Below are 16942 nucleotides of genomic sequence, written 5' to 3'. Positions count from 1 at the left end.
ATGAGTTTTTTAGGATTATCTGCTTGCCAATCTATGCCTCCCATCAAAACGGTGGCAGAAGTCGATCTCGACCGGTTTATGGGTGACTGGTTTGTGATTGCGGCAATCCCGACAATCATAGAAAACGACCCGTACAACCCGGTAGAGCGTTATGAAAAGAATCCTGACGGCTCCATAGCCACCACATTCAGCTTTAACCAAAGCAGCTTTAACGGCAAATTAAAAACCTACCACCCCACCGGGTTTGTGGTCCCAGGAACTGGCAATGCAGAATGGAAAATGCAATTTATCTGGCCATTCAAGTCCGAATACCTGATTGCTTATTTGAGCGAAGACTATCAGCACACGATTATCGCCAGAAATAAACGCGATTATGTCTGGCTGATGTCACGCCAGCCTCATTTAAACCGGGAGATTTACAACGATTTAGTGTCCAAAATCCAGTCTATGGGTTACGACACCAGCAAGTTACGGGCGTTTCCCCAACAGCTACCAACAAAAAAATAGACGATTAAAAAAACAAGTAACAAATGACTTATCCCAGGAGAGGGGATTCCATGTCGCAGAGAATATACAGCTGTTTATGGCGGTTGATTGGCTGGCTCGATAATCACCGTTACCAGGCGCCAGCCTATGCGAATGACAACAGCATAGATTGGTGGCGGGTGTTGCCGTTTGTCGCCATGCATATTTCTTTAATTGCACTATATTGGGTGGGCTGGAGTCCATTCGCAGTTTTTTTCGCCATAGTGATGTATCTCATACGCATGTTTGCCGTGACTGGTTTTTACCATCGTTATTTTGCTCATAAGACATTCCAGACTTCACGTGCAGGACAGTTCATATTTGCTTTGATTGGTGCCACTGCGGTACAGCGTGGGCCCCTATGGTGGGCCGCACACCATCGCAATCATCATGTGCATGCTGACCAACCGCAAGACGTACACTCTCCGCATCAGCATGGTTTGTTATGGAGTCATTTAGGCTGGTTCCTGAGCCATGCCAATTTTAAAACCCAACTGGAACGGGTCAGGGAGCTGACCCGTTATCGTGAATTATGCTGGCTAGACCGATTTGATAGTCTGGTTCCCATCGCGCTGGCCGTGTCGATTTATGCATTGGGTGATCTGCTAGCGCATTACGCGCCACAATTGCACACCAATGGCTGGCAATTGCTGGTTTGGGGATTTATCGTATCTACGATTGCCCTTTATCACGCCACGTTTAGTGTCAACTCCCTGGCACATGTATGGGGTAACCGACGTTACGCCACACGTGACCATAGTCGCAATAACTGGCTGATAGCGATCATCACGTTAGGGGAAGGCTGGCACAATAACCACCACCACTTTCCAGGATCGGCAAAACAGGGTTTTTACTGGTGGGAAATAGATTTGACCTATTACGGCTTGAAGTTACTGGCAAGCATGGGGCTGATCTGGAACCTCAAGCAGGTACCGTTGAATGTGCGTGAGCAACACGGCGAGATGAGGGGTTAACCATGAAAATTGCCATTATTGGCGGCGGGATCGCCGGCAATACCCTTGCTTATTATCTGCATCAAACGCATCAAATTACCCTGTTTGAGGCCAATGATTACCTTGGTGGGCACACCCACACTCACCAGGTTGAGGTGGCAGGTCAAACACACGCCGTGGATACCGGCTTTATTGTGTTTAATGATAAAACCTACCCTCAGTTCGAGCGCATCCTGCGTAAAACTGGCGTCAGCTGGCGCGATAGCACCATGAGTTTCAGCGTACGTAATGAGGTGACCGGGCTGGAATATAACGGTACCTCCCTGAACAGCCTGTTTGCACAAAGGCGCAACCTGTTATCGCCTGCTTTTTATCGCATGGTGCGCGATATTTTGCGCTTTAACAAAGAATCCCTGGCCTTGCTTTCTCCCGGCAATGAAATCTCGCTGGGCGACTACCTTAAAGTGAATAGATATTCACAGCAATTTATCCGTGATTATATTGTGCCAATGGGGGCTGCCATCTGGTCAACGGATGCGGAACAGATGTTGCAATTTCCTGCCCGTTTTTTTGTGCGTTTTTTTCACCATCATGGCATGCTTACCATTGATGACCGTCCGCAATGGCGCACGATTGTTGGGGGTTCGGCTGCCTATCTGGAAAAAGTGACGGCCGGCTATCGTGAACACATTCAACTGAATACATCGGTCATGTCCATCAAGCGACTACGTGATGCGGTCACTGTCTACACTTCGGATGGCAAGTCCCAGCAGTTTGATTACGTGTTTTTTGCCTGCCATAGCGATGAGGCATTAAAAATCCTTGGTGATGAAGCCACAGCAGATGAAAAGCAGATATTGGGCGCCATCCCTTACCAGGATAATACGGTGTACCTGCACACCGATGCCAGCCTCATGCCCAAACGAAAACTGGCCTGGGCGGCCTGGAACTATCATGTGACCGACAAGCCTGGCGGTAAAGTGCAAGTCACCTACAATATGAACATCCTGCAAGGCATACAATCTGCAGAGCCCTTATTGGTGACGCTTAATTACATTGATGCCATCGATCCAGCAAAAGTCATCAAAAAACTGCATTACCGACATCCACTGTATACCCTGGAAGGAGCACATGCTCAGACCAGGCATGGAGAGATCAGTGGGCATCACCACACGGGTTATGCAGGAGCTTATTGGCGCAACGGTTTTCATGAGGATGGTGTGGTGAGTGCAATCACTGCAATAGAGCACTTTCAAAAGGCCATGGTATGACAGTCAATGAAGCGCCAGCACAGTTACAACAATCTCCATGTCAGGGTGCCCAATTACACAGTGCGATTTATACTGGCTGGGTGAGTCATCAGCGTTTGCAACCCAAGTTGCATGGCTTTAAGTATCAGCTATTTATGCTATATCTGGACTTGGATGAGCTGCCATCTTTGTTTAAAAACAATAGATTGTGGTCATATCTTAAAGTTAATCTTGCATACTTCCGGCGACAGGATTATTTAGGCCCTGCTGAAAAACCACTGGATATTTGCGTACGTGACCTGGTGGAAAAACACACAGGCAAGCGTCCTCAGGGACGTATAGGCTTGCTGACGCATTGCCGCTACTGGGGTGTTTGCTTTAACCCGGTGAGCTTTTATTACTGCCATGATCTGGATGGTAATCTGCAGGCGATTGTCAGCCACATCACCAATACGCCGTGGAAAGAGCAGTTTGCTTATGTCCATGACGTCAAGCAAGACCACGCTTTGCTGTTCAAATTGCAAAAAGACTTTCATGTGTCGCCGTTTATGCCCATGGATATCCAGTATCAATGGCAGTTTTCAGCCCCCGGTGAGACTCTAAATGTGCATATGCAAAACTGGCAGCAGGACAAAGCCATGTTTTATGCCACGCTGAAGATGCAACGTCAGCCCTGGCAAGCCAGCGCCCTTAACCGCATGCTATTCGCCTATCCCTGGATGACACTGAAAGTCATTCTTGCGATTTATTGGCAAGCGCTAAAACTATGGCTGAAAAAAATTCCTTTTTATCCTCATCCTGACCCACACGCTAGAATCGGAGATTGATCATGACGACGATGCCATCCCCTGCCCCATTGGTCGTTGACCCGCTTACCAAACCATTAAAATCCAAAAGCCGCGCCAAATGGGTGGCCAATTTAGCCAAATCGCAGGTGCTCAAACGACTACAAAACTTGACTATTGGTCAGTTAACGCTGATTGATGGTGCGGATCAATATGTGTTTGGTCAAACAGTGAATCGGGCGCCTGTAGCCACCATTACTGTCCTGGACCCCCGCTTTTATGGGGAAATTGCGTTTGGTGGCAGCATAGGCGCCGGGGAGGCTTACATGCTGGGTTACTGGCAGGCAGATTCTTTAACTGATGTAGTACGCTTAATGGTGCTGAATCAAGCAGTCATGGATACGTTGGAAGGTGGTTACCAATGGCTGAGCAAACCGTTATTGAAAGTCTTTCATTGGCTAAACAGCAATAGCGAGGCAGGTAGCCAGAAAAATATCTCGGCGCATTACGACCTGGGCAATGCCTTGTTCCAGTTATTCCTGGATCCTACCATGATGTACTCCTCGGCAATCTTTGACGAAGACACTGCCAGTTTGCAAGCGGCTTCAGAACTTAAACTGAAAACCATTTGTGAAAAACTACAATTAACACCTGATGACCATGTGATTGAAATCGGCACCGGTTGGGGTGGCTTTGCAATATATGCTGCCAAACATTACGGCTGCCATGTCACGACGACCACAATTTCTGAGCAACAATACTCCCTGGCAAAAGAACGCGTGATCGCAGAAGGCCTGCAAGACCAGATTACGCTACTCAAACAGGACTACCGTCATTTGCAAGGGCAATATGACAAGTTGGTCTCCATAGAGATGATAGAGGCCGTGGGCCATCAATACTATGACACTTATTTCAACAAGGTCAGCCAGTTGTTAAAAGCCGATGGTGTGGCGTTGATTCAGGCCATCACCATCGTCGACCAGCGTTACGATAGTGCTATCCGTTCGGTAGACTTTATCCAGCGCTATATTTTTCCGGGATCCAACATTCCGTCTAACACGGCCATGCTTGCTAGTATGACGCGTGCCAGCGACCTGCGGCTGGTTGATTTGCAGGATATTGGCTTACATTACGCCACCACCTTGCGTCACTGGCGGGAAAACTTCTTTGCCAATATCGAGGCGGTAAGGCAGCTTGGGTATAGCGAAGCCTTTATCCGCATGTGGGATTTTTACCTGAGTTATTGTGAAGGCGGCTTTGCTGAATGCGCGTTAGGCGATGTACATCTGTTACTGGCAAAACCTGGTTACCGCATCAAGCATCGGGTGTAAGGTGCGCATGCGCATGATAAACTTGCGCCCATGAGCACACACGCAGTATTGGAATGGCGGGATGGCCTGCCCTATTCCACAGCATTCGATGATGTCTATTTTTCAGTCAGTCCAGATCACCCGCAGCATGGGCTGGCTGAAACTCGTTTTGTGTTTTTACAGCATAACCAGTTGCAACAGCGCTGGCAGCAGTTAGCCACCGACCGCCCCAGCCACTTTGTGATTGTTGAAACCGGTTTTGGCAGCGGGCTTAATTTCCTCGCTGCTTTACAGCTTTGGCAGCAGACTGCACCACCACACGCCCATTTACATTTTGTCAGTGTTGAAATCGCCCCGTTTACCTTGCAAGACTTGCAAACGGCCCATGCCCATTTCCCTGAACTTGCTGATGTCAGCCAGGCGTTATGCCAGCAGTATCGTTTGCTACAACCTGGCATCAACCAGATAGAGCTGCCAGCATTTTCTACCAGCTTAACCTTGCACATCGGTGATAGCACGCAGATATTACCGCAATTAAATCTCAAAGCAGATGCGTGGTTCCTCGATGGCTTTGCCCCGGCGAAAAACCCACAAATGTGGCAACCTTATTTATTTGAGTGTATGGCCAGATGTGCACATAATGGAAGTACCTTTGCTACCTTCACCAGTGCAGGTCTGGTGAAACGCGGTCTGCAATCGGCTGGTTTTGCAGTGAATAAAACAAGAGGATTTGGTCACAAGCGTGAAATGTTGTACGGCCACTGGCCTGAGACTAGCCAAGCCCCTCATTTAAAACCACCCCGGATAGCAGTGATTGGAGCAGGCATTGCCGGTTGCAGCAGCGCGTGGTTCCTGGCGAATTTAGGCTGCAAAGTGGAGGTGTTTGAGCGTGCAGCAACCATTGCCAGCGGCGCCTCCGGTAATCCACGTGGCATGCTCTATCCACGCTTAAACGCAGAAAAACCGCTCAATGACCAGCTAGCGTGGCGCAGTTACAGTTTCAGCCTTAGGCATTATGCCAACCTTGATTTGGGAAACGATGGATTTCAGGTGTGTGGTTTGGTACAGCTTGGCGGAAGTCCAAGGGAACTCAAACGCGTACAAAAGGTGGCTACCAGATATGCTGATTTAGGCTTGCTACAGAAGCTGGATGCCGAACAGGCCAGTGTCCAGGCCGGTGTCTCGTTGGCGCATGACAGCCTGTTTTTTGAACAAGGTGCCTGGGTGAATCCAAACAGTGCTTGCACACGCATGCTAGATCACAAGAATATCAGCTTGCACGTAAACCACGAAGTCACCAGCTTGGTAAAGCAAGCCTCTGCTTGGCAGTTGCAAATGAATGATGCCAAGTTGAGCGAGCAGTTTGATGCTGTGATTGTTTGCAATGCGGCCGAGGCCAACAAACTATTGCCGGATAGTGGCATGTGGTTGAATCCGGTACGCGGGCAGATGGGTATGATTGCTGCACAACCGTCCATGAGCATGCTGAAAACCATTCTTTGCGGAGATGGTTATCTCACACCGCAGCATAATGGCCAGCACGCGATGGGCGCCACATTTGCCCCGGGTGACCACGGCACCGATATCCGTGAGGAAGACAATATTGGCAATCTCGACATGGTCAGCCGACTCAGCGCAGACTTTAATGACGCTAAAAACACAGAGATCACATTTGCACGCGCTTCATTAAGATGCGGATCGCCTGATTACCTGCCTTATGTTGGCCCAATATTAAACGGACTCAAATTACATGTTGCGCCTATCGAAAAGCATACAGACTTGCCTTCACCGCAAGGACTGTATGTACATGTCGCACATGGCAGCAAAGGCCTGTTGACAGCGCCTTTTTGTGCGGCGATATTGGCAAGGCGCTTATTAACAGATTTTGGGTACTCTCTACCCCAGCTCACTGAAGACACTTTCTGGCATGGCTTGCACCCGCAACGACATTTGTTCAAGCAATTGGGATGGCAATCGTTGACGCAGCCTTTTAGTGACAAGGTGCCGACATGAACTCAACCATTGAGCGATTACAAAAAAAACTGCAGCTTTCGCCGCAAGACCCAGAGCTACATTATGAATTAGGCCGCTGTTACCTGGCACTCAGGCAGGCAGATGCCGCGGAGCAAGCGTTTAAGCAGGCGCTACATTGGGCGCCAGATCATCCGCAAATTCTCATGCAGTTGGGCAATGTCGCAAGCCTGAAAGGCAATGAAACTGTTGCTGCCGAATATTTCAGGCAGTCATTAAAGCAGGATGCCCAGCAGGCCGACGTGCACTTTAACTTTGCCAACAGCCTGCGCAAGTTAGGAGAAAATGCAACAGCGATTCAACATTATCTGGCGTCTTTGCGCCTCGCACCGCATGATGCCGAGTGTCATAACAACTTGGGAAATGCTTATCGCGAGCAAGGCCAGCTGGATCTTGCAGTCGCTTCATATGCACAAGCGATGCAACTTGATCCTCAGTTATTGCATGCCAAAGTACACTGGATTCATCAAAAACAGCATATGGCCGATTGGCAAGGGCTGGATGTCTCCATCGCAGCGGTCAGGGAGGCATTGAGATCAAATACTCAGGCACGCATTCCTCCCTTTGCCTTTTTGGCCATGCCGGGCACCACTGACAAAGAGCAACTGGCCTGTGCCAGCCTATGGGCGCAACAGCATTACGGTCATATCCAGCCTTTGCCACCCCCTGCTTCTAAAGCTGCTCATCAGCGGATCAGAGTGGCTTATATTTCTTCTGATTTCCGCCGTCATCCTCTGGCTTATTTGGTCACAGATGTTATTTCAGCCCATGATCGCCATCAATTTGAAGTCACCCTATATAGCAATGCCAAAGATGACCAATCACCAGAACGGCAAGCTTTTGTGACAGCAGCAGATCAATGGGTGGACATCACTCATATGACGGATGCAGACGTTGCGGTGCATATGCGTCATGCAGGTATCGATATTCTGATAGACCTGACCGGTTATACCCAAAACAGCCGCTGTGGCGTCACTGCTTACCGCCCTGCCCGCCGACATATTAACTGGCTAGGATATCCTGGCAGTATGGGCTTTCTTCATGGCAGACCATTATTTGATGCTATCGTGATTGATGAAACGCTCAAGTCGGCTACATTGGCTGAACAACCTGTACTGCTACCCTGCTATCAACCTAACAATGCGCGCCGCCCGGAAGCGGATGCAGGGACGCGTGCACAGCATGGCTTGCCTGAACAAGGCTTCGTATTTTGCTGCCTGAATCAGAGCTTCAAGATCACGCCAGACATCTTTGCCATCTGGATGCGCATTCTCCAGCACGTACCTGGCAGTGTGTTATGGCTATTACAAAGCAATGCCTGGGCGACACGCAACTTGCAGCAACATGCGCAAGCAGCGGGCATCCAGGTTGACCGATTGATATTTGCACCCCGTATGCATATTGATCAGCATATCGCCCGGCAACAACATGCAGACCTCATGCTGGACACCAGCCCTTACAACGCACATACCACGGCCAGTGATGCCTTGTGGCAAGGCATCCCGATACTCACTGTGGCAGGCGATACTTTCCCGGCGAGGGTCAGTGCCAGCCTGCTCCATCGCGTTGGTCTGCCTGAATGTATCTGTGAGGACTGGAAAGCATTTGAGCAACGCGCGATTGATTTGGCGCGTGACGCCGCTGCCCTGGCTGAACTCAAAACAAAGTTAAAGACTCAAGCACAGGTATTATTTGAACCAGAGACTTTTTGCCGACAATTGGAACAGTCTTTGGCGAAATTATTGTCTTGAGCTACCCAGACTCGCCCACACTGACCGACAACATTCCCGCAGCAAGGATACAACAGCCGCCGGCCATTTCAATGATAGACATAGTTTCATGCGCCAGAAAATAGGCTGCAATGGCCGCCACAATCAGCTCGGACATAAATAAGACCGATGCCTGGATGGCAGGGATTTGAGTGACACCATATTGCACGAGCAACGTGGCTGAGACCAGCAGCAAGGCAATGATAAAAAGAGTGATATAAACATGTGGCGCTACAGCAGAGGCCATGACAAACACCATGCCAGAGGCTCCAGATTGCCACAACAATATCAGCAATGACAATGCAAAAACGCCCAACCAGACCAGCATGCCTTTTGCAGCAATGGTCAAATGGGTTGAAAAACGGGTGATGACGTTGGTGAGCGAAAAACCTACCCCCGCCGATAATGCCAGCCAGTCAGAAGTGGATTGTGGCCATGGCCAGACCCATTGGCCATCCGTCAGCATCAGCACCGCCCCCAGCAAGGATAAACCGATGGCCAGCAATTGAGGTCTATGCCAGGGTTCATGTAGCCAGATTCTGGCGAGCAATAGCGTCCATAACGGTGATAGGTAAAACAGCAGCATCACACGCATCACTTCACCATCAATAATCGCCAGCACATAAGCCAGATTTGTCCAACCAGCCACCACACTCAGCCAATACGCAGATGCAGGCACGTGCGAGATCCTTTTGAAGCGCGGCCAGAACAGCATGCCACCCAGCAGCAAGGCCAAGCTGTAACTTAACAAGCTGGATTGTACCCCTGACAGGCCTGTTTCATTTAATAACCGGTACGGATACCAGATAATGCCCCAGCACAAAGCGCCATAAATCAGGGCAGCAGAAGCAATATATTTTTGCCGGGAAGTTTTTTGTTTATGCGACAGGCTCACTTATAATACACACCTATGAATCCAAATTTAAACCACCTCCAACCCTACCCGTTCCAGCGTTTACGTGATCTGTTCCAGGGCCTGACACCCAATCCGGCATACAGCCATGTCAACCTGTCGATTGGTGAGCCTAAACACGCTACACCAGGCATCATCAGCGAAGCACTTGCAAACAATTTGAGTGGATTGGCCAGCTATCCTACCACAATCGGTGTGCCCGCCTTACGGGAGGCCATCAATCTCTGGCTACAACGCCGTTACAAGATTCCAGCGCTCAATATAGACAAGGCGATTCTGCCTGTGAATGGCAGCCGTGAGGCCCTGTTCGCGTTTGCACAAGCTGTGATTGATAGCAGCGCGACTCAACAGCCTGTGGTGATTTCCCCCAACCCGTTTTACCAGATTTACGAAGGTGCGGCTTTTCTGGCAGGCGCACAGCCCTACTTTATCAATACCACACCTGACAACGACTATGTCATGGACCTGACACAAGTTCCGGTGGAAGTCCTCAAACGAACCCAACTGGTATTTGTCTGCAGCCCTGGTAACCCATCCGGTAAAGTCATGGATATCCAGGCTTGGAAAACCCTGTTTGAGTTATCAGATAAATACGGATTCGTCATTGCATCAGATGAATGTTATTCAGAAATTTATTTCGATGAAGCACAACCTCCGGTCGGTGCTCTGCAAGCCGCGCATCAACTCGGTCGCGACGACTTTAAACGGATTGTTATGTTCAGTTCTTTATCCAAACGCTCCAATGTACCGGGCATGCGCTCAGGCTTTGTCGCCGGAGATGAAGATATTATTGAGAAATTTACACTCTATCGTACCTATCACGGCTGCGCGATGAACCCGGCTGTTCAAGCAGCGAGTATCGTTGCCTGGAATGACGAAACACATGTTCAACAGAACCGAGCCCTTTATCGTGAAAAGTTCGCAGCTGTCACGCCGCGCTTGCAAAGCGTCTGGCCGCAAACGCACCTTCCTGATGCAGCTTTTTACCTGTGGATCAACACGCAGCAAGACGACACACAAGTGGCGAAAAAACTTTATGAAAATCTCAACATTACAGTACTGCCAGGCTCTTTCCTCGCTCGCGAAGCCCACGGAATGAACCCTGGAAAAGGATTTATCCGTATGGCGCTAGTTGCTTCATATGAAGAGACAATCTCTGCAGCAGACAGGATGAGTGAGTTTTTGAAATAAACATTAAAAAAGTGCTACGGCATCAACTAAAAAGCCAGCGGTTATATAGCGCTGGCTTTTTTGTCATTGATCATTATAGATCAAGCAGATTTCCTGCGGACAATCAATCCGAGTATACCCAATCCCATTAACATCAGTGCGCTACTTTCAGCTTCTGGAACTGGCGAAGCGCCTATGGCTGTTTGACCACTAATAGACCCTAAGGCAGAAGTAAATGAACCTTTGGCATCCAGCACCGAAGTATTAAAAATCAGAGAATAGTTACCCGCAATAAATGAGGTAAAGCCCAGCGCAAACTGATTGGTATTCGTATCCTTGTTCAGGCTCAACACTACATCACCAGCTGCATTTTGAATATCCAGAACAGTCGCTGTTGCTGAAAAAGCATACCCACTGAGGACAAAGTTACCTGTTTCGCTCACAACAGGAATTGCAAAGCCTTTAGCCTGATTGAATGAATACGTAGCGGCGAAAACACCTGAAGACATCCCAAGCAATGCTAAACCGATAACGCTTTTTTTAATGAATTGATACATGATGATCACTCCGATATGAGAATAATTAGGCTGATTTAGATTTGCCAAAGGCAGCTGCAACCGCTAACAAACCAAACAACATCATCATGTTGGTCTCTGGTTCCGGGACAGGCGTTGCAGGAATAAATGTACCCAGTGTTGTTGTGTATTGACCAGTCCACGCTCCTACTGCAGTGATATTCAGGTTATATAAACCAGGCATGAAGTTTGTGGCGCTAAATTCCCAGATATCGGTAATGAAATTCTGCGTAAAAGAATAGTTGGTCGGGCCAGACAAACTCACCGCTGTCACTCCTAAACCATCAAAAGAGGCATTAAACAACGTGTCAGCGACGTTAATAGAGAATGTTTGCGTCCCAGTCTCTGAAATATAAGTTGTTGTTGAAGCTGCAGAAGCGGAACCTGCAAACATGAGAGCACTTGCTGCAATGATGCTGTATACAATTTTTTTCACAATCCTTCTCCCAAATAAATTAAACACTTGGGAGTATGATGCTTTAAATTAAGACTAACTAATATGACCCAGATGGGCTAATGCCAATAAAAAAGGCCATGTGAAGACATGGCCTTTTGAAAAGCAGGAAAGATTACTGTTTCTTACGACGTGAGATCAAACCCATCAAACCTAATCCCAAAGCCATCATAGCTGTCGTCTGTGGTTCAGGAACAGCAGCAGTAACTGCTGACAATGTATAAGTAAATTGACCAGATGCAGAGGTCAGGTTACCAAAAATATTGAATGAATAATTACCAGCACTTAACAATGTACCGCTTGCAAATGTGTTTGCAGGCACAGCTTTATCTGTCAGTGCAGGAACAAACAATGAATAACTACCTGTTAAACCACTAAAACTGTAGCTTACAACTGAAGCCTCAGAAATAGAGAAATTCAATTGTTCAAAAAACATGCCTGGATTAAACAGATACTCAGTTGAGGATACGGTAAATGTCGCAGCATTCGCACTTACTGCAAATACTGAAGACATTAACAATGCTGACAATAATGTCATTTTTTTTGCAAGCTTCATAAGATCTCCTAATAAATAAACGTACTATTATTTAAAACACTAAATTAAATAAATCATAGTGAGGCAATTTACACTCTTCTCCTACGTGCAATCATCCCAATCAGTCCTAAACCTAAAGCTGCCAGAGCTGCAGTCTGAGGTTCAGGTACAGCGGTGACGCCTAGACTATATCCTCCGCCGTTTTTGAGGGTTGTACCAGAAACGGAAAGTGTGTAAGTACCTGTAGCTAATAAACTGATCCAGTCAGTAGAAACTGTATTTTGTGTAGAAGTAGTTGCACTCCATACCAAAATTGGGATCACAAATACGCTTGTATTTGTTGGGCCGGTGGTTGTAGTACCACTTGTGCTACTTCCTGAAGGGCTTGTTAAAGTGACATTCAAATTACTGAAACCGGAGTTTGACACACCGCAAAAAATCAACAGCGCACAACCAACAGATTTGGAATTCGTGTAATTTAAAGTCGTTGACAAGGAGTTAAACTCCTGCAAGAGCTGTGCATTTAAATTAAATGTGTAATTGTCAGTGAAAGTCTTGTCTCCAGCATAAGACTTGCTGACACTAAAACTGCCATCATCAAACAGATCTTGCGAAATGTTTGAGGTTGTTGTCGTTGGGGTGCTTGAAGAAGGTGTCCCTGCGTGAGCGACACCAGTTACAGATAACAGACCGGCCAGTACCAAAGCATTTATTAATTTCATTTTAGTTCTCCCATAGTCACAATAAAAATCAGCGTAAAAAAATTACAGTGAATTTTTCTTGCGGTATGTGAGTGTGCCGATGGCAGCCAAGCCCAACAACATCATCAGATTTGTTTCTGGCTCAGGCACTGGCAAGGCCGTAATAGTGGTTTTTAATGTGTACTGCCCACCAAAAAGACCTGTTGTTGTGCCGGATACTTTAATGTAGTAAGCACCAGATGTCAGATTATTCAAATCGGTCACCAATGCATTGGAAGCATTGTACAAGCCATAGGTAAAGGATGTATCAGAAATGTCATAAATTTGAGCCACTGAAAACCCGAGAGAACTTGATGGGTCAGGATAACCAAACACGACTTCTTTCTCAGTGACTTGGTAGCTTATTTTGCCGGGGCCAGCGAGCGTGAAATTAAAAATGTCATTAAAACTGACAGTGGGGCCCAGAATACCACCCGCCGCAACTACCATAGGCAACGTAGACGAACCTGCGCCAAGTGTTACAGTGGTCGCACCTGCATTTACAGCAAAGGAGGCTAAAGCCGCAATTGCTAATCCTTTCACTATACTCATCTTAATTCTCCTCAATTTTATTAATACAATAATCAAATTCTTTTATTTGCAAAACTACCCATTCGGGCTAATTTTAATTAAAGCCAAATAGTGCGGGCGTTTCGTTAATCGTTATTAATTATCACAGCAAGAAATATACCAATATTACAAAAATATTAATGCTTTTATAATCAACAACTTATTTTTGTAGTCAGATTAAAAAGTGGGATTATCAGCCAGTTATGCTCCAAATAAACCAGCCAACCCGCGTTGACGCACCATTAACGTGCACCTTTACATACACCATTTTACACACAACTTCCATTGATTTGTGAATTTTTTTTGACAGATATTAGTCTGGAGGCAATGCAGATCAGGCCGATCAATTCAAGAATGTAAAAAATAGCGTCTTTGCAGCGGCTGTAAAAAGTGGCGCCTTGATAGCTATCGACAGTATAGTTAAGCGTCAAAGCCTTGTTTTTTGCTGCACGAACGAGAACTTCTCCGTTTTTATCAATAAAAGCCGTGATGCCGTTATTACTCGCTCTTGCAATCATTTTTTGGCTCTCTATTGCACGAGCCTGGCTGAACTGCAGATATTGCTCAAGCCCAACGCTATTTCCGAACCAGGCGCCATTACTTACGCTGACAATATAGCTTGCTTCTCGAGCATATTCTGCCAGGTCAGCCCCAAAAAGGTCGTCATAGCAAATTGACACAGCGACATTGTTAGCTCCAAGCAAAAATAATTGTTTTGCTTGGCCTACCGAAAAATCATTATGAGGCATATGAAACCAATGCTGGTAGATGGGCGAAAATAGAAATGGTAGCGGTACAAACTCCCCGAATGGCACCAGATGCGTTTTATGCTGAACCTGTAATCCTGAGACGCCATAATTCACAACGGCGTTAAATTTTTGCCGCGTTTCGCCAGCACCTTGCCAATCAAGCATCCCAACAAGAATGTCAGCATGTTTTTCAAATGCCAACGCCATTAACTTGTCTTTTGTTTTGCCCATGGCTTGGGAGAGGTAAATAGGAAACGCTGTTTCTGGCAATACCATCACCTCTGCATCAGCCTGCTGCATTAAATCCAGATAACTCAAAACGATTTGCTTACTTTGATCAACAGACCACTTGGTCTGCTGGCTGATATTCCCTTGCAGCAAAGACAGCCGAATAGGATCACCCTTTGTCGTCCAGCCGACATGCTGCAGACCCATCCCAAGGGCAACAATCACTGATATCGACAAAGCCCCTACCCACCGCCTTCTACTCGTGCCACGCAACGCATACAATAAAGTGACCACTATCCCCACCAGGATAATACTTAGACCGTATACTCCAGTCACGGGCAAGTAGCTGCTGAACAAACCTCCGGGTACCTGGGTGTAGCCCATGGTCAACCAGGGGAAACCACCGCCTATGTAGCCTCTTAGCCAATCCGCCAGGCCCCAGGCAAAAGGCAAGCACCATAAGGCTCGGACATATGCGGCCATCCACGTCGCCAGAGCAGTAAAACTGGCCAGGTATAAGCACAATATCGCCGTAGACAAATAAGCCAGCCATAATGGCATTTCACCAAATTCATGCAGGGTCGTCACCATCCATGACAAGCCAGCCACATACATCCCCAGGCCAAAACAGAGACCTAAGCAAAACGCATGAAAAGGCGTTTGACTGCGACAAAGCAGCCAACATAAAACAAATAGAGTGATGAGAGGGAGACAATAAAAATAAAAAGGCGCAAACCCAAAAACGGTCATTGCGCCTAGCAAAGCAGCGGTGACTAATAATATGCTAGGTCTATGCCAATATTTATTAAAGGCATTGAGAATCAGAAGTCTTTGCGAGATCAATTTAGAGTTGAACATTCCACATATCATGCGCCATTGATACTAATTTTTATGTACAGCCCAAGATGACAAGTCGATGCTTGCAATGGTTAGCTAACATTCTCATCAATCACAACTCAAGCAAACTTAGAGAGTTGTTTCAGCGTCACTTCAAGTAGCTTCATGGCTGACTCCGGGGTCTCATCCTCAACATAACACCTGAATTCAGGCGCATTTCCAGAGGGCCGCAAATGAACAATTTGTCCTGACGCCAACGTTATTCTTAATCCATCTGTATTATCAATGCTGTTGACTGGTGCACTCAGATTTAAGGCCTCAGCCAGAGCAGCCTGGTTGGCAGACCATTCAGCCAGCAATGCCTGACTTTTACTGGTGGCAAAATTCTGCAAACGATCACTGGCCGTATAACGTTGGGGCAAGGCCGTCACCTGTTGAGACAAAGGCTGGCCTAACTGTTTAACCTGGGAAAGCAAGACCACCACAGGCAGCACCGCATCCCTGGTTGGCAATGGCGCGAGGCCTGACAATCCAGGAGGCTGAGTGGCCAACAGAAAACCGCCATTTGCCTCAAAACCAGCCACGCTGGTCGCACCTTCAGACGCCAGTCTCTCCATGCCGGCAATTACATATGGAGAGCCGATTCTGGTGCGGGTGACCTGCGTAAAAAAACCACTTTTTTCGATCGCAGTATTACAGCTGACAGGCACCGCCAGGTGCGTAATATTGAGTGCGCGGGCTGTCAGCAAGCCAACAATGTCGCCGCGTAACCATTGACCACGCTCATCGCTGATCAGTGGACGGTCACCATCGCCATCGGTAGAGATAATCGCATCCACCTGATATTGCTCAGCCCATGCTTTGCCTCTGGTCACATCATCAGCCGACACTGCTTCGGTATCAATGGGTACAAAAGAGTCAGATCTCTCCAAGCAAACAACCTCAGCGCCCAGTGCGGTCAGTAATGCATGCATCAAATCGCGACCGACGCTGGAATGCTGATAAATGGCTAATTTGAGTCCAGCCAAGGCCTGCGCACCCGCCATCGTGACATAGCGTTGCACATAGCCCTCATACGCCGCCTCGTTGATCGGTGGTAACGGTGTCTCATCTACACTGCCAGCATCAACCGCAGAGATCAGCATGGCTGCTTCATCCTGTTTACTGATTTCGCCATCAGGGCGATAAAACTTCAAACCATTACGATCAAACGGGATATGGCTGCCAGTCACCATGATGCCAGGGATTTGGCGTGCCTGGGCATATAATGCCAACGCAGGCGTAGGAATTGCACCACAAAACACGGGGGTTACACCCAGTTTGTGTAGCATGCTCGCACAAGCCTGCGCAATGCGTAAACTGCTTGGACGCAAATCCACTGCAATCGCCACCTCGTCAAAATCAAAACTTGCACGCATGGTGCGTACAAAGGCTTGGGTATATGCAGCACAGACCTCATTGGTCAACGCAGAGACCAAACCGCGTGCGCCACTGGTGCCAAACGCCACCCCGCTCTGTTGCATCACCGCTTGTAATGTTTGCATACCA

Annotated in this window: 16 protein-coding genes; 8 read left to right on the top strand and 8 right to left on the bottom strand. The window is 47.6% G+C overall.

The features are described from left to right. From F463_RS0101145 to F463_RS0101115, 7 genes are read left to right on the top strand one after another with little or no spacing between them, the layout of a single operon-like run. Nucleotides 1-507: a lipocalin family protein gene (locus F463_RS0101145; RefSeq protein WP_026295198.1), complete on the top strand. Its 507-nt coding sequence runs from the start codon at nt 1-3 to the stop codon at nt 505-507. 50 nt (nt 508-557) lie between these two features. Further along, nucleotides 558-1499, top strand: a complete 942-nt coding sequence (locus F463_RS0101140; protein WP_018985200.1) for an acyl-CoA desaturase — start codon at nt 558-560, stop codon at nt 1497-1499. Nucleotides 1500-1501: 2 nt separating this feature from the next. After that, nucleotides 1502-2749 carry an NAD(P)/FAD-dependent oxidoreductase gene (locus F463_RS0101135; protein WP_018985199.1) on the top strand — a complete coding sequence of 416 codons (1248 nt, stop codon included), beginning with the start codon at nt 1502-1504 and terminating at the stop codon, nt 2747-2749. Continuing rightward, nucleotides 2746-3555, top strand: coding sequence for a DUF1365 domain-containing protein (locus tag F463_RS0101130; RefSeq protein WP_018985198.1), 810 nt, complete (start codon nt 2746-2748; stop codon nt 3553-3555). Before F463_RS0101135 ends, F463_RS0101130 begins: the two co-directional genes overlap by 4 nt. Nucleotides 3556-3557: 2 nt before the next feature. Next, nucleotides 3558-4844 (top strand): SAM-dependent methyltransferase, encoded by a 1287-nt coding sequence (locus F463_RS0101125; protein ID WP_026295196.1) that lies wholly within the window; start codon nt 3558-3560, stop codon nt 4842-4844. 30 nt (nt 4845-4874) lie between these two features. After that, nucleotides 4875-6836, top strand: a complete 1962-nt coding sequence (gene mnmC, locus F463_RS0101120; RefSeq protein WP_018985196.1) for a bifunctional tRNA (5-methylaminomethyl-2-thiouridine)(34)-methyltransferase MnmC2/FAD-dependent 5-carboxymethylaminomethyl-2-thiouridine(34) oxidoreductase MnmC1 — start codon at nt 4875-4877, stop codon at nt 6834-6836. Beyond that, complete coding sequence (locus F463_RS0101115) at nt 6833-8605, top strand: O-linked N-acetylglucosamine transferase, SPINDLY family protein (protein ID WP_018985195.1); 1773 nt, start codon at nt 6833-6835, stop codon at nt 8603-8605. The genes mnmC and F463_RS0101115 overlap by 4 nt, the downstream gene beginning before the upstream one ends. Nucleotide 8606: 1 nt before the next feature. Here the strand turns inward: F463_RS0101115 and F463_RS0101110 are convergent, their stop codons facing one another. After that, nucleotides 8607-9518: a DMT family transporter gene (locus F463_RS0101110; protein WP_018985194.1), complete on the bottom strand. Its 912-nt coding sequence runs from the start codon at nt 9516-9518 to the stop codon at nt 8607-8609. 15 nt (nt 9519-9533) lie between these two features. Here F463_RS0101110 and dapC point away from each other — a divergent pair, with 15 nt between their 5' ends. Then, nucleotides 9534-10727 carry a succinyldiaminopimelate transaminase gene (gene dapC / locus F463_RS0101105; protein ID WP_018985193.1) on the top strand — a complete coding sequence of 398 codons (1194 nt, stop codon included), beginning with the start codon at nt 9534-9536 and terminating at the stop codon, nt 10725-10727. Between the two features lie 80 nt (nt 10728-10807). On the opposite strand, the gene F463_RS0101100 is transcribed toward dapC, so the two are convergent. The 7 genes from F463_RS0101100 to F463_RS0101075 all read right to left on the bottom strand — a co-directional run bounded on the left by F463_RS0101100 (nt 10808) and on the right by F463_RS0101075 (nt 16938). Then, the gene (locus F463_RS0101100) at nt 10808-11263 is read right to left on the bottom strand and encodes a PEP-CTERM sorting domain-containing protein (protein WP_018985192.1); all 456 of its coding nucleotides are present in this window, start codon (nt 11261-11263) and stop codon (nt 10808-10810) included. Between the two features lie 25 nt (nt 11264-11288). Next, complete coding sequence (locus F463_RS0101095) at nt 11289-11717, bottom strand: PEP-CTERM sorting domain-containing protein (protein ID WP_018985191.1); 429 nt, start codon at nt 11715-11717, stop codon at nt 11289-11291. A gap of 133 nt (nt 11718-11850) precedes the next feature. Beyond that, nucleotides 11851-12291: an FxDxF family PEP-CTERM protein gene (locus F463_RS14555; protein WP_018985190.1), complete on the bottom strand. Its 441-nt coding sequence runs from the start codon at nt 12289-12291 to the stop codon at nt 11851-11853. A gap of 68 nt (nt 12292-12359) precedes the next feature. Continuing rightward, nucleotides 12360-12992 (bottom strand): FxDxF family PEP-CTERM protein, encoded by a 633-nt coding sequence (locus F463_RS14665; RefSeq protein WP_081620771.1) that lies wholly within the window; start codon nt 12990-12992, stop codon nt 12360-12362. A gap of 42 nt (nt 12993-13034) precedes the next feature. Further along, complete coding sequence (locus tag F463_RS0101085; RefSeq protein WP_018985189.1) at nt 13035-13562, bottom strand: FxDxF family PEP-CTERM protein; 528 nt, start codon at nt 13560-13562, stop codon at nt 13035-13037. 287 nt (nt 13563-13849) lie between these two features. Further along, nucleotides 13850-15415, bottom strand: coding sequence for an apolipoprotein N-acyltransferase (gene lnt, locus F463_RS13965; protein WP_169623153.1), 1566 nt, complete (start codon nt 15413-15415; stop codon nt 13850-13852). Between the two features lie 98 nt (nt 15416-15513). After that, complete coding sequence (locus F463_RS0101075; RefSeq protein ID WP_033413085.1) at nt 15514-16938, bottom strand: phosphomannomutase; 1425 nt, start codon at nt 16936-16938, stop codon at nt 15514-15516. Nucleotides 16939-16942: the final 4 nt, after the last annotated feature.

The sequence above is a fragment of the Methylophilus methylotrophus DSM 46235 = ATCC 53528 genome (assembly GCF_000378225.1).
Lineage (GTDB): Bacteria > Pseudomonadota > Gammaproteobacteria > Burkholderiales > Methylophilaceae > Methylophilus > Methylophilus methylotrophus.
The sequence above is the reverse complement of the archived record's forward strand: the minus strand, read 5'-3'. Positions and strand labels throughout refer to the sequence as shown.